Here is a 13,480-nt window from a genome sequence, read left to right as displayed (position 1 = left end):
GGGGGCGTCCTCGGGGGGGGCCTCCTATAAAACCCCCACCCCCCCCCCCCCTATCTTTTTTTTTTGTTGGGTTGTGGTTTTTCACACCCCCCCCCCCCCCCCGGCCCCCCCCCCCGCCCCCCACCCCCCCCCCCGGACGGTGCCAGCCACAACGGTATGTGGGATCTGTCGCTGCTGGGAATTGTGCCGGGAATGCGGGTGGCCGCGCCCCGCGACGCCACCACCCTGGCCGAGGAACTGACCGAGGCCCTCGCCGTCAACGACGGCCCCACCGCCCTGCGGTTCCCCAAGGACAGTGTCGGCGCCGATATCCGGGCCGTGGAACGACTCGACGGGGTGGACGTGCTGTGGCTGCCGGACCGCGAGGGTCCGTCGGCGCGGGCCCAGCGCGGTGATGTGCTGTTCGTGGCGGTCGGTTCGCTCGTACCGGCCGCACTGCAGGCCGCGGAACTGCTGGAGGCCGAGCAGATCAGCGCGACGGTGATCGACCCGCGCTGGGTGCTGCCGGTATCGGACACCATCGTGAAACTCGCGGAGAATTATCGGCTGGTGGTGACCCTGGAGGACGGCGGTCTGCACGGTGGGATCGGTTCGACCGTATCGGCCCGCCTGCGGGCGGCCGGACTCGATGTACCCGCCCGGGATATCGGTATTCCCCAGGAGTTCCTGGACCACGGCAGTATCGCCCAGGTGCGTCAGGACCTGGGGCTGACGGCCCCCGATATCGCGCGCCGCGTCGCCGGCTGGCTGAACGCCGGCTGACCGCGGTTCACTGCGCCGGGGCCTGGGTGAGTGCCCCGGCGAGGGCGTCCACCGTGAGTTCGCGCTGCCACGGCCGGGCGCCGTGCGATTTCAGGAAACCGTCGATCGTCGTGGCGACCTCGCCCGCCGATTCCGGCCCGAGCCGGTAATCGGGCAGTCCGTCCCAGCACAGGCGGCGTACGAGATCGGGCGCGAGCAGATTCTCGACCGGTACCGTGACCCGTTCCGAGATCCCGGTCATCGCGGCCCGGGCACGGGTGAGCCGGGCGGCCGCGGCGGGGTCGCGACGTTCCCACCGGTTGACCGGCGGCGGACCCTCATAGGGCTGGCTCATCCGCGGCAGTTCCTCGTCGGGCAGAGCACGGGCCCGTTCCACCGCACCCAGCCACTCCCGTGAGTAGCGGCGCTGCCGCGGCCCACCGAACACCGGTAACTCGCGCAGCTGCCCGATGCTCTTGGGGTCCGCGTTCGCGGCGGCGATGATGGCCGAATCCGGGAGGATCCGCGACGGCGCGATATCGCGTCCGCGCGCCAGCGTGTCGCGGGTGGTCCAGAGTTCCCGCACGATCGCGAGCTGGCGGGCCCGGCGCAGGGTGTGGATTCCGGAGGTGCGCCGCCAGCGTTCCGGTTTGGGCGCTGCGGGTTCGGCGAGCCGGATATGCTCGAATTCCTGTGCCGCCCAGTCGGTTTTTCCCTGGTCGGCGAGGTCCGCGGCCACCGCTTCGTGGAGTTCGGGCAATAGTTCGACGTCGAGGGCGGCGTAGTTCAGCCACGCTTCGGGCAGCGGCCGGGTCGACCAGTCTGCGGCCCCGTGTCCCTTGCGCAGCGCCCGCCCGAGGAGTTGCTCGACCATGGCGGCCAGGCCGACGCGCGGAAATCCGGCCAGCCGGCCACCCAGTTCGGTATCGAACAGTTTCGCCGGCCGCAGCCCCAGTTCGGCCAGACCGGGGAGGTCCTGATCGGCGGAATGCAGAATCCACTCCAGCCCGTTGATCGCCTCCGCCAGCGGGCCCAGCGCCTCGGTCACCGGAATCGGATCGATGAGCACCGTGCCCGCCCCCGCGCGGCGCAACTGGATCAGGTAGGCACGGGACGAATAGCGGAACCCCGAGGCGCGTTCGGCGTCGACGGCCAGCGGGCCGGTGCCGGCGGCCAGGCGTTGCGCCGCCGCGGCGACCTCGCCGGGGGTTGCGCAGACCGGCGGAATCCCGTCGGCCGGGGCCAGCAGCGGGACCGCAGCGGGTGGTTCGGGCAGCCCCCCCGCGGGTATCGAACCTGCCTGTGTGCTGTCCACCCCCGGCCCGGACGCCGATGACGGCACGGCGCCACCGTCCGGGTGGCCACCGGACAGGTGTTCGGGCTCCTCTACTACCGGCATAAAGGGCCACTCTACGTGGCCGAGGCTACGGCCGATATTCAACCACGGTCGGTGTTGGTGGACTCCGACGGCCGTAGATCGGTGATACCCGCGGGTGGCAGACCCGCCGCATAGGCCAGTACTTCACCGAAAGCTTCTACGTGCGGAGCCATCTCGGTGGTCCGGGCCGTCCAGGATGCCCGCAATTCCAGCTGATGTGCGCGGGGAGGTCCGGCGATATCGCCGTAGCGCACGGAACTGGTCGAGGTCACCGTTCCGCCGAGGGCGGTGAACGGTTCGTCGTGCGACTCCAGCGCATCCACCAGCCAGCTCCACGCGACCTCCGGCAGCAGCGGATCGGCCGCCAGGGCGCCGTCGATATCGGCCTGGATATAGGCGACCAGCCGGAACACTCCGTGCCAGGCCTCGTCGCCGTTCGGATCGTGTAGCAGAATCAGCCGGCCGAACGCATCACCCTCCGAATCGATGGGCACCACCGGCGAATCCTCGTGGATCACCTCGGCGCCGAGTGCGTAGGAATACGGGGCGAGACGCTGCGGCGGCCGGATCGCGGACAATTCGATCCGCGGATGTACGGACGCGGCGCCCATCGCCGAAACGGCAGCGCGAAACGATGCAGGTTCGTCGCCGGGCCCATCGTTCGGTGCGCCGTCGCGGATATCGAGCGGTGTCACGGGAGTGACGGTAGACCTGTAGTAGCCGGGGCGTGCGGAGGCGCGCCGGGCGACCGTTGTTGCTGGGTGTTCGTGCCCCTTCGTGGTAAATACCGCGCAACTGTCCCGCCGGCCATCCGGTTGCGGGCCGGTCCGGCGACCAGGACAGGCGGGCAGTGTGTCCGGGCTTGCACGCCGGGGCGGGCGGGGCCGCATACGATGGCCGGTGATGAGCACTTACACGCGCCGCCAGTTGTCCGATGCCCCGTTCCTGGCCGCCGCATCCGGGGCGGCACCGGCCCGGCGGCCGGTCTGGTTCATGCGGCAGGCCGGGCGGTCGCTGCCCGAATACCGGGAACTGCGGGCAGGTATCGGGATGCTGCAGTCCTGCTTCGATCCGGAACTGGTCTGCGAGATCACGCTGCAGCCGGTCCGCCGGCACGGGGTGGACGCGGCGATCCTGTTCTCCGATATCGTCGTCCCGCTGAAAGCGGCCGGTATCGATCTCGATATCGCCCCCGGGGTGGGCCCGGTCGTCACCTCCCCGGTGCGGACCGCGGCCGATATCCAGGCGTTGCCCCGCCTGCGGCCCGAGGAAGTCGGCGCCGTCACCGACGGGGTCCGGTTGCTGGTCGGCGAGCTCGGGCAGACCCCGCTGATCGGATTCGCCGGCGCGCCCTTCACCCTGGCGTCCTACCTGGTCGAGGGCGGGCCCAGTAAGCATCATGAGCGCACCAAAGCGATGATGCACGGCGATCCGGCCTCCTGGCACGCGCTGCTCGGTGTGCTCACCGATATCACCATCGTGTTCCTGCGCGCCCAGCTCGACGCCGGGGTGGATGCGGTCCAGCTGTTCGACTCCTGGGCCGGCGCCCTGTCCCTGGCCGACTACCGCCGCTATGTCCTGCCGCATTCGGAACGGGTTTTCGCCGAGGTCGCCGACGCGGGGGTACCCCGGATCCACTTCGGTGTGGGTACGGGGGAACTGCTCGGTGCGATGGGGGAGGCCGGCGCCGATGTGGTCGGTGTGGACTGGCGGGTGCCGCTCACCGAGGCGGTCCGCCGCGTCGGCCCCGGCAAAGCCCTGCAGGGCAATCTCGACCCGTCCGTGCTGTTCGCCGGCGCGCCGGTCGTGGAGGCCGAGGCGCGGCGGATCGCCGACGAAGCGGATTCCGCGGTCGCGATGGGCGCCACGGGCCATATCTTCAACCTCGGCCACGGTGTGCTCCCGGATACCGACCCCGGGGTGCTGACGGCGCTGGTCGAGCTGGTCCACGAGCTGTAAGGCCGACCGCCCGCTGATCGGCCTCGGTCCACTGGCGGACGGTTCCTTGCCTGGTATGCGGTAGTCCGCTTTCAGTACGCCGAGGGGTGCGGGGTCGATGCCGCAGTAACGGCTAACGTCGGGGTATGAGAATCGCGGTGGTCGGTGGGGGAATCAGTGGGCTCGTCGCGGCGTACCGGCTGCGGCAGGCGCTGGGCGCCGCGGCGGACCTCACCGTGGTCGAAGGCCGAGATCGGCTGGGTGGTGTGCTGCGGACGGGGTCGGTCGGTGGCGAGCCGGTCGATCTGGGTGCGGAAGCGTTCGTGGGGCGGCGGCCGGAGGTCCCGGCATTGTTACGGGAGCTGGGCATCGCCGACCAGCTGGTGCATCCGGCCGGGCTGCGGCCGCTGGTGTGGGCGGGCGGGCGGACGCATCCGCTGCCGCAACGGACGCTGATGGGTATCCCGTCCGGTCCCGACTCGGTTGCGGGACTTCTCGACCCGGAAACAGTGGCGCGGATCGCCGATGAACCCACCCGTCCCTTCAGATGGAGGCCCGGCGCGGATACCGATGTGTATTCCCTGGTGGCCGACCGGTTCGGGGCGCAGACCGTAGCGCGCAGTGTCGACCCCTTGCTCGGCGGCGTCTACGCGGGCACGGCCCGTTCGATCGGTCTCCGCGCGGCCCTGCCCGCGCTGGCTGCAGCCCTCGACCGGGGCGCCACCAGTCTCACCGCCGCGGTATCGGAGCTACTGCCGCCGCCGTCCGATGCCCCGGTGTTCGGTGCGCTCCGCGACGGTTACGGGGCGCTGCTCCGCGCGCTGGCGGACCGGACCGCGGCGACCACAATCCGCGGTACCGGGGTCGACGCCCTGCACCGGGTGCCCGGCGGCTGGCGCGTGGACCCGGTCGGTGAGTTCGACGCCGTGGTACTCGCGACCCCGGCGCCCGTGACCGCCCGATTGCTGGCGGAGGTCGCCCCGAGGTCCGCGCGGGCGGCCGCCGGAATCGAACTGTCCTCGTCGGCCCTCGTCGTCCTCGAGCTGCCGAAGGAGACCGCGTTACCGCAGAACTCCGGGGTGCTGGTGGCGACGGGTGAACCGCTGCGGGCCAAGGCGTTCACGCTGTCGAGCCGGAAATGGCCGCATCTGGCGGCGCGAGATACCGCGGTGGTCCGGGTATCGTTCGGGCGCTTCGGCGACGACACCACGACCGCACTCTCCGATACCGAACTCGTCGCCGCCGCCACCGCCGATCTCGCCACCGTGACCGGTGCCGCCATCACCCCGAATTCGGCGGTCGTACAGCGCTGGCCCGGTGGGCTCGCCCAGTACGCACCCGGCCACACCGAACGGGTCGCCGAAATCGAGGCCGGGCTGGCGGGTCTCGACGATCTCACGGTGACCGGCGCGTATCTGAACGGTGTGGGCGTGCCCGCCTGTGTCGCCTCGGCCACCGCCGCGGCCCGCCGGATCGCCACAGCGTGCGCTGATGCGGCTTCCGGAGGTCGGTGACCCACACGGTTTCGCAGATGGAATCGGGCACTCACTGGGCAGGGGACCTGGGCGCGAAACCAGCTCGGTGTGCCGCGGAAGACGGCGTCACAGTCGAGGGGTGCTATCGATAAGGTGCGGGAACGTCAGCTCCGAGTGAGTTCGGCCGGAGTAGGGCGCGGTCGGTGAGCCCTGGTGGGTTACGTAGTGCGCGATCGGTATCCGCAACCCGATCGGCTCCGCGGGGTGCCGCCATCGGCATACCCACACGTGTACTGCGCCCGCCTCGGTCGTTCGGTGGTGGTCGCGGTTGCGGAGCCAGGGAGCGGGTGTCCAGCGCTGGAGTGACGAATCTTGACCGAAGTCTGAACCGGCGCGCCGTGCGAGCTGCCGGGATTCGACAGAGCCGGGCGACGCAGATAACACACGCGGAGGCGGTCCGGTTCCGTTCGGGTGGCACGATAGGGGTATGGCGCGACTCGATTACCAGGCTCTCAACTCCACCATCCGCTATCTCATGTTCTCCGTGTACCAGGTACGGCCGGGTGCGCTGGGTGAGGACCGGGCGGCGGCGATCAAGGAGGCCCGGGCGTTCTTCGACGGTCTCGCGGATCGGGATGTGGTGGTCCGCGGCGTCTACGATGTGGCCGGTATGCGCGCGGACGCCGATTTCATGGTGTGGACCCATGCCGAGCGGGTCGAGGATCTGCAGGCCGCCTACGCGGATTTCCGGCGAACCACCGAACTGGGCCGGGCCAGCACCCCGGTGTGGAGCAATGTGGCGTTGCATCGCCCGGCGGAGTTCAACAAGAGCCATGTTCCGGCGTTCCTGGCGGGGGAGGATCCCGGGAACTACATCTGCGTGTACCCGTTCGTCCGGTCCTACGAGTGGTACCTGCTGCCCGATGACGAACGCCGCAAGATGCTCGCCGATCACGGTAAGGAAGCACGCGGATACGCCGATGTGCGAGCCAACACCGTCGCGTCGTTCGCCCTCGGCGACTACGAGTGGATCCTCGCGTTCGAGGCACCGGAACTGCACCGGATCGTCGATCTGATGCGCGATCTGCGGGCGACCGAGGCGCGTATGCACGTCCGGGAGGAGACCCCGTTCTTCACCGGCCCGCGAGTCGAGATCGAACAGCTCGTCACCGCGCTGCCCTGACCTACCGATACCGACCGCCCGGTCGGGCCCCGGAAAATGGGGGCATGTGAACCGGGCGGTCGTTACGTAACGTACCGATCGGCAAACGGGGAGCTCACTCCGCTGAGCTGGTCGAGGGGTGCAGCCGCAGCGAGATCGAGTTGATGCAGTACCGCTTGTCGGTGGGTGTCGGATATCCCTCACCCTCGAAGACGTGTCCGAGGTGGCTGTGGCAGTTGGCGCACAGCACTTCGACACGGCGCATCCCGAGCGAATCGTCCGCGCGCAACAGCACCGCGTCCGAATCCGCCGGATCGAAGAACGACGGCCAGCCGCAGTGCGATTCGAACTTCTCGGAACTGCGGAAGAGTTCGGCACCGCAGGCCCGGCAGCTGTACACCCCCTCGGCGGTGGTGTCGGTGTATTCACCGGTGAACGGCCGCTCGGTGCCGGCTTCCCGGAGCACGGCGTACTCCATCGGATCCAGTTTGGCCCGCCACTGCTGCGGGGTCAGCTGGATTTTCGGGGCGGGCAGGGAGGTATCGGTGGCGTCCGCGTCGGAACTCATGCCTCCACGCTAATACGCTCCCGCCGCCGCGTCTCGTATCGGCTCAGCCGCGCACGCTCTGGGGTTCGGCGAGCCGGGACGCAACCGGTGCCGGATCGGCGGGCCGTTCCTCCCGGCCGCCGCTGGGGACCGCGGGTGCGTCGGTGGTCTCCCGGGAATCGGGTGCGGTCGCCATCCACTCCGGGTCCAGATGCGGCAGCCGACCGGATCTGCGGGCGGCCAGGTACCGGTCGCCGAGGACGCAGAACACCACGATCAGCAGCAGACCCCAGCCGAAGGTGATCCGCAGGTATTCGAGGTTGCGGCCGATATCGGGCCAGCGGTCCGACAGCCATTTGTCGTAGGACATGAACCCGAATACCGCCAGCCAGGCCGGCCAGTTGCGCAGTACCGAATTGCGCAGCACCACCGACATGAGGAACGGGAACAGCAGCATCGAGTAGTACATCTGCCCGAGCGACAGCAGCAGGAACTCGGCGGTGAGCAGCAGACCGGAGGCGGTCGTGACGAAGAACAGCTCGTCCTTGCGGTAGTACCGGTACAGAATCCACAGCGCGATCAGCACCAGTACCGCCATGGTCCCGCGGATGCCCCACATCAACCACGGCGGCAACCCGTAGTACTCGGCGTTGCCGGGGATGGAGCTGTTGAAGTAGTCGCGGGTCTCCATCAGGTACGGGGTGGTCCGGGAGAAGAACGCCTCCGGATCCTTGGACAGCGGCCAGGCCACACCGGTGAGCACGATCGGCACTGCCACCGCGGTGGCGACCAGTGTCCACTGTTTGCGCACCAGAGCTATCAACAGCAGGGGCGCCAGGGTCGGTTTGACCGCCATACTCAAGCCGAGGATCACGCCGGCCCAGAGATCGCGTCTCTGTAGCAGCAGCATCAGGAACAGCATCTCGGCGAGGAGCAGGCAACCGTTGACGTTGGTGAACACCAGTGTGTTGATCACCGTCTCGGACATGAACATTGCCAGCAGCAGCGCCGGTGCGGCGATCGACCGCAGCGTGTAGTTGAACAGTTTGAGCAGCAGATACCAGGCGATGAGGATCGCGACCGCATTGAGCAGGATGAACAGCCAGCGCGACTTCTCGTAGTCGATCACCGCGATCGGGGCGATCAGCAGGGTGCCGCTGGGCGGATACAGGTAGTGCGGGTCCACTGAATCGAAATTCGCCGTGTAGACCTCACGCCCGTTCAGGAAGTCCAGCGAGGCTTGATACACCGGCTTGTAGTCGTCGGTGACGAAACCGTTGACAGCCTTGATGAACACCCGGTTCAGCACGGTCATGATTGCCAGCGGCCAGAGCGCGAACCGGATCACGTCGGCGGTGGTTCGAGCGGTGCGGGGCTCGAGCTGTCGAAGGAACACCACGGCACGGTACACCGGACGGTGCCGTGGTGTTGCCGGGACCCACCCTCGACGCGCCGGTCAGACGCACATCGGGCCGGGCGGTGCGGACGGTGGTCAGGCCGGGCAGGCGGTTCCGTCGCCCGGGAGTTTGCCGTCCTTCAGGTATTCGACGACGGCAGTCTGCGCACACCCGGAATGGGCGCTGACCGGATGACCCCAGCCCTGCCAGATCATGGTCGAATGCCGGGCGCCGGCGGCGCCGAGTGCGCCGGTCACCGAGGCCTGGGCGGCGCCGGTGACCGGGTCCGCGGCGCCGGACAGAACCAGTACCGGCAGCTCCAGTTTCTCCAGCGCGGGCGGCGCCTCGTTCACCGGCCACGCCGAGCAGACCAGCATCGACACTGCGGCCGACCGGCCGAATGCGGGATACTTCTCGGCCCAGATCGCCGACAGATCGGTCACCTGGGGCGCGGGCGGCGGCTGCGGCATATCGGTGCAGCTGTTGACGAATTGGCCGTCGCCGGCGGTGGCCTCCTCCTGCCGGTCGATGATCGCCTGCAGCGGGCCCCGATCGCCCCGGTCCGCCGCGGACAGCGCATCGGCCAGTTCGGCGACCCGGCTCGACTGGTCGGCGCGCGGGCTGCCGAGGAAGCCGGTCACCGCGGTGCGGACCGCGTTTGCCGAAATGTCGCCCAGCTGGCCGGCGGCGGCCTTGCCGACCAGTTCGGTCACCTTCGCCCGCGGGTCGGGACCGAGCGAACAGGCGATCCCGGCGCACTGTTGCGCGAACGCGCTCAATGCCGCTTCCGCCCCCTGGACCGCGGTTTCGGTGCGGGTGACGGTGTCCACGCCGACGGGGGTGGGGGAGTCGAGGACCAGCCGGGCGAGCCGATCACCGTATTTGCGCCCGTACTCGAGACCGACCTGGGCGCCGCTGCCCGTGCCCAGGAGCGCGATGTGCTCGACATCCCATTCCCGGCGCAGCTGCTCGATATCGTCGGCGGCGTGGGCGGCGTCGAAGGTGCCGTCGTAGGGCTGCAGGAAATCCCGGCACGCGATGGTTCCGTTCCGGGACATGTCGACCATGGCGGCCACCGGGTCGCCCCCGGGCGCGAATTGCGCGTTGTCCTGCAGGCCGGTGCGGATATCGTCGGGCAGGCAGTCGATCGCCTGGGAGCTGCCGATACCGCGGCGGTCCACCGCGACGACAGGCCGGGCGGCCAGCAGCGCACCGGCGGGCCCGGTGGCCATGCCCGCGAGGGTGGCGGTGGACGAGCGGTCGACACCGGAGGTCAGGACCAGCGGGGGTGCGTCGGCGGGGGTCTGCGGGAGGCGTGCGCGCAGCGCCCCGGCACGGAAATTGCCGCGCACCGTGCCCGCGGTGTCGATCGGGGTGGAGAAATCCGCGCATTCGAGTACCAGACCGCTGGGCCCGGGGCCCAGGCCGAGCTCGTCGAATGTCTCGCGGGTGCAGTCGCGCCAGGCCAGCTCGTTTTTCGGAACCTCGGCCGCGGGCGGCGGCGGAACCTCGGCCGAGGGCGCGGAATCGCCTGGTACCGGCGGACGTTCGACAGCGACATGCGGACGGTCCGAAGGTCCGGCGCCGCAGCCGGCGATCATGATCAAGAGTGCCGAGGCCGGCACCACTGCCCGAGTCCAGCGCATGCGTTACAGCCTGCCAGGTCCGGTCTGGATTCGCCTGAGCGGGACACCGCCGGCGTGCGTTACTCCGCCTGGTATCGCCGCTCCCAGCTGTCCGCTGTGCTCGCCCAGCGGATGATCGCCGTGCTCGCACGGAGTCCACCTACCTGCGTGTGCAGGCCGGTGGGCATGCCCGGGGTGGAGTCGCGTGAGGATTTCGAGTGGAGCGATCCCAGGCGTCACAGGGAGTCCGCCGTGCGTCTGCGGTGACGGCCGTGCACCCGAGTAGCGCAGTCCGCCGAGGGCGAGCGGGTACGGAATACGTGCTCTTGCTGGATACCTCCGGCTTCGCCGACATCCGGCCGCTGTCCCAGCGACCCTGTCGCTCGGCGAAGACCGGCGATATCGCTCGGCGGGCGGACCGGCTGCGGCCCGGGAATCATGCCCGGACCCAGCGGGTGAGGACCGTTCCGTCGGTATCGAACAGCACATGCGCCGGGGTCATCCGGCGGGCGAATTCCTCATGCGATACCGCGATCCGCCGCGCCCCGCCGCCGATGAGCAGCGGCGCGGTGGTCAGGCAGAGCTCGTCGACGGCACCTGCTCCCGCCAGCGCCCCGAACAACTGCGGCCCGCCCTCGCACAGGATGCGCCGCAACCCGCGGGCGGCGAGCGCGGCCGGCAGGGCGTGCGGCTCGATGAGACGGTCCCCGACCTCGAGCACCTCCGCGCCCGCGTCCGCGAGCGCTCGCTTCCATGCGGACGGTGCGGCGGCGGTGGTCAGGATCAGCGTCGGGGTGACGGCCGTGGTGATCACCCGGTGCGCCGGGTCCACCGCGGCGGATGCGGTGACGATCGCGATCGGCGGCGGGGCACCGTCCGGATGGCCGCCCACACCCCGGAGATACAGGTCGCGACGAAAGTGCGGGTCGGTCTGGGCGCCGCCGTAGTTCTCGGCGCGGACGGTCCCCGCACCGACGAGCACCACCTCGGCGAGTTCGCGCAGTAGATGGAACACCCGTTTGTCGGCCGGTGTGCCGAGGAATTCCGACACCCCGCCCGTCCCCGTCACCGCACCATCGATACTGGCGACGAAATTGACGCGTAGCCAACTCCGTTCCCGTTCGGCCGGATAGGCGTACAGATCGGTCAGGGCCTCGTTGTCGAGGTCTGTGAGCTGGATCGCATCGGGGCTACGCTGCATAACAACAGCTCATATCACGTCATTAGGCTGCATCCATGCAAGAACGCCTCGTCGACCGCCGCCCGGAGGTCCCCGCCGACCAGTTGGTCGCCCAGATGGTGCCGCCGCCCATGTTCGACGAGGTCGGTTTCGACACCTACATTCCCGACCCCAACGAGCCGAGCCAGGCCGCGGCGGTGGCCGCGGGCCGGGCATTCGCCGGCAAGGTCGCCGCCATCCACAAGGCCTCGCACAAGAAATCGCTGTTCGGCAAGAAGAAACAGGCCCAGGGGGCCGGCCTGTACCTGGACGGCGGGTTCGGTGTCGGCAAAACCCACCTGCTGGCCTCGATCTTCCACAGCGCCCCGGCGCCGAAATCGTTCGGTACCTTCGGTGAGCTCACCAACCTCGTGGGCGCGCTCGGTTTCACCAACGCGGTGGAGCGGCTGTCGGCCAACAGCGTGCTGTGCATCGACGAGTTCGAACTGGACGATCCCGGCGATACGATGCTGGTGTCCCGCCTGCTCACCGAACTCTCCGCGGCCGGTGTCTCCATCGCGGCCACCTCCAACACCCTGCCCGGGCAGCTCGGGGAAGGCCGCTTCGCCGCCCAGGATTTCCTGCGCGAGATCAAGAAGCTGGGCTCGATCTTCGATACGGTGCGGGTGGACGGTCCCGATTACCGGCACCGCGATCTGCCGCCCGCCCCCGAACCGAGCAGCCCGGAACAATTGGCGGATCGCGCGGCGGCGACACCCGGCGCGACCCTCGACGATTTCGACGCCCTGCTGCGGCATCTCAGCACCCTGCATCCGTCCAAGTACGGCGCACTCGTCGACGGGGTGCCCGCGGTGCTGATCTCGGGCGTACATCCGGTGACCGACCAGGCCGTCGCATTGCGCCTGGTGGTGCTGGCCGACCGGCTCTACGACGCCGGTACACCCGTCACCGTATCCGGGGCGAAGCTCGACGAGATCTTCTCCCAGGAGATGCTGGACGGCGGGTACCGCAAGAAGTATCTGCGGGCGATCTCCCGACTGCTGGCGCTGTCCCGGTTCGAGGTCGCGGCCTGACCGCATCGGATGACCGTCGGGCGCGTGGTCCGGGGACGCGCGGCGCCACGCCGTTACGTGGTTGACCTCGTGGCTCGCGGTTGGTTTGCTGAACCGGGCGCCCCTCGGGGGATGCCGTCGAATATCGAGGGGAGTCCGGCCATGGCCATGGTTCATCGTTGCGCGCGCGTACCGGCCGCGGTACTCGCGGGCCTGCTGGTCGGATTCGGTCCCGCGACGGCGGTGGGCCTCGCCGATCCGCCGGCCGCCGCCGAGCTGCTCCAGGTGGATCGGTCGCTGCATCTGGCCGGCGCCCCGAATGCCCGGGACGTGGGCGGCTACCGCACCGCCGACGGCCGGACCGTCCGCACCGGAATCGCCTTCCGCACCGATCAGCTCACCGATCTCACCCCGGCCGATCTGGCCGAACTGAACCGGCTGGGAGTCCGGCAGGTCGACGATCTGCGCACGGTGTATGAGCGCGCCCTCGCCCCCGACCGGATTCCGGCGGGCGCCCAGGCCAACTGGTACGACGTGATCGGCGCCGCCCCGCTGCCGGAGCTGATGTCGACCCTGGCCGGCGGGGCCGATCTGTACCGGGCCTTCATCACCGCTCCGGGCGCGAACCAGGCGGTGGCCGCGGTGCTCCGGGATATCATCGAGACCGGCCATGCCCCCGACGGCGGGTCCGTTCTGTTCCACTGCACCGCGGGCAAGGACCGCACCGGCTGGGTGGCGGCGGTACTGCTCACCGTTCTCGGCGTGGACCGCGATACCGTCACCGCGGATTTCCTGCTGTCCAATCATTACCGCCACGCCGCACCCGGTGACGGGCTGGCCGGGGTCGAGCAGGCGTGGCTCGATTCGGCCTTCGACCAGGTTCAGCGCAGCTACGGCAATTTCGACCGCTACGTCAGCGAGGGTCTGGGACTGAGCGCCGCCGAGATCGACGCGCTCGAGGCGCGCATGCTCGGCTGAGACCGCC

At 69.5% G+C, this 13,480-nt stretch carries 11 protein-coding genes and 1 pseudogene; 6 read left to right on the top strand and 6 right to left on the bottom strand.

The genetic code is table 11. From position 1 onward, the window contains the following. Window positions 1-135: 135 nt before the first annotated feature. A pseudogene (locus tag QH196_RS31615) lies at window positions 136-762 on the top strand (transketolase C-terminal domain-containing protein); the annotation flags it as partial. 7 nt (window positions 763-769) lie between these two features. Here the strand turns inward: QH196_RS31615 and QH196_RS31610 are convergent. Together QH196_RS31610 and QH196_RS31605 are read right to left on the bottom strand one after the other, a co-directional pair. Further along, window positions 770-2,140 (bottom strand): ribonuclease D, encoded by a 1,371-nt coding sequence (locus tag QH196_RS31610; protein ID WP_280419513.1) that lies wholly within the window; start codon window positions 2,138-2,140, stop codon window positions 770-772. Between the two features lie 38 nt (window positions 2,141-2,178). After that, a complete protein-coding gene (locus tag QH196_RS31605) occupies window positions 2,179-2,814 on the bottom strand; it encodes a DUF3000 domain-containing protein (protein WP_280419512.1) in 636 nt (211 codons plus the stop codon). 208 nt (window positions 2,815-3,022) lie between these two features. On the opposite strand from QH196_RS31605, the gene hemE reads away from it, so the two are divergent. From hemE to hemQ, 3 genes are all read left to right on the top strand, one after another. Next, window positions 3,023-4,078: a uroporphyrinogen decarboxylase gene (gene hemE, locus QH196_RS31600; RefSeq protein WP_280419511.1), complete on the top strand. Its 1,056-nt coding sequence runs from the start codon at window positions 3,023-3,025 to the stop codon at window positions 4,076-4,078. A gap of 125 nt (window positions 4,079-4,203) precedes the next feature. Next, window positions 4,204-5,571 carry a protoporphyrinogen oxidase gene (locus tag QH196_RS31595; RefSeq protein WP_280419510.1) on the top strand — a complete coding sequence of 456 codons (1,368 nt, stop codon included), beginning with the start codon at window positions 4,204-4,206 and terminating at the stop codon, window positions 5,569-5,571. 448 nt (window positions 5,572-6,019) lie between these two features. Next, window positions 6,020-6,715, top strand: coding sequence for a hydrogen peroxide-dependent heme synthase (hemQ, locus tag QH196_RS31590; RefSeq protein WP_280419509.1), 696 nt, complete (start codon window positions 6,020-6,022; stop codon window positions 6,713-6,715). 94 nt (window positions 6,716-6,809) lie between these two features. Here the strand turns inward: hemQ and msrB are convergent, their stop codons facing one another. The 4 genes from msrB to QH196_RS31570 form a co-directional block, all read right to left on the bottom strand. Then, window positions 6,810-7,262, bottom strand: a complete 453-nt coding sequence (msrB, locus tag QH196_RS31585) for a peptide-methionine (R)-S-oxide reductase MsrB (protein WP_084492599.1) — start codon at window positions 7,260-7,262, stop codon at window positions 6,810-6,812. 43 nt (window positions 7,263-7,305) lie between these two features. Beyond that, window positions 7,306-8,637, bottom strand: a complete 1,332-nt coding sequence (locus QH196_RS31580) for a glycosyltransferase family 87 protein (protein WP_432279584.1) — start codon at window positions 8,635-8,637, stop codon at window positions 7,306-7,308. A 96-nt stretch (window positions 8,638-8,733) separates the two neighbouring features. Beyond that, the gene (locus QH196_RS31575) at window positions 8,734-10,284 is read right to left on the bottom strand and encodes an alpha/beta hydrolase (RefSeq protein WP_280419507.1); all 1,551 of its coding nucleotides are present in this window, start codon (window positions 10,282-10,284) and stop codon (window positions 8,734-8,736) included. A gap of 415 nt (window positions 10,285-10,699) precedes the next feature. Beyond that, window positions 10,700-11,464 carry a pyrimidine reductase family protein gene (locus tag QH196_RS31570; RefSeq protein ID WP_280419506.1) on the bottom strand — a complete coding sequence of 255 codons (765 nt, stop codon included), beginning with the start codon at window positions 11,462-11,464 and terminating at the stop codon, window positions 10,700-10,702. Between the two features lie 35 nt (window positions 11,465-11,499). On the opposite strand from QH196_RS31570, the gene zapE reads away from it, so the two are divergent. Both zapE and QH196_RS31560 read left to right on the top strand, forming a co-directional pair. After that, a complete protein-coding gene (gene zapE, locus QH196_RS31565) occupies window positions 11,500-12,516 on the top strand; it encodes a cell division protein ZapE (RefSeq protein ID WP_280419505.1) in 1,017 nt (338 codons plus the stop codon). Between the two features lie 141 nt (window positions 12,517-12,657). Then, window positions 12,658-13,473 carry a tyrosine-protein phosphatase gene (locus QH196_RS31560; RefSeq protein WP_348538126.1) on the top strand — a complete coding sequence of 272 codons (816 nt, stop codon included), beginning with the start codon at window positions 12,658-12,660 and terminating at the stop codon, window positions 13,471-13,473. The last annotated feature ends 7 nt before the right edge of the window (window positions 13,474-13,480 follow it).

It is taken from the genome of Nocardia carnea, assembly GCF_029868325.1.
GTDB lineage: Bacteria > Actinomycetota > Actinomycetes > Mycobacteriales > Mycobacteriaceae > Nocardia > Nocardia carnea_C.
Note: the sequence above shows the minus strand (reverse complement) of the source record. Positions and strands in the feature narration are given on the sequence as shown.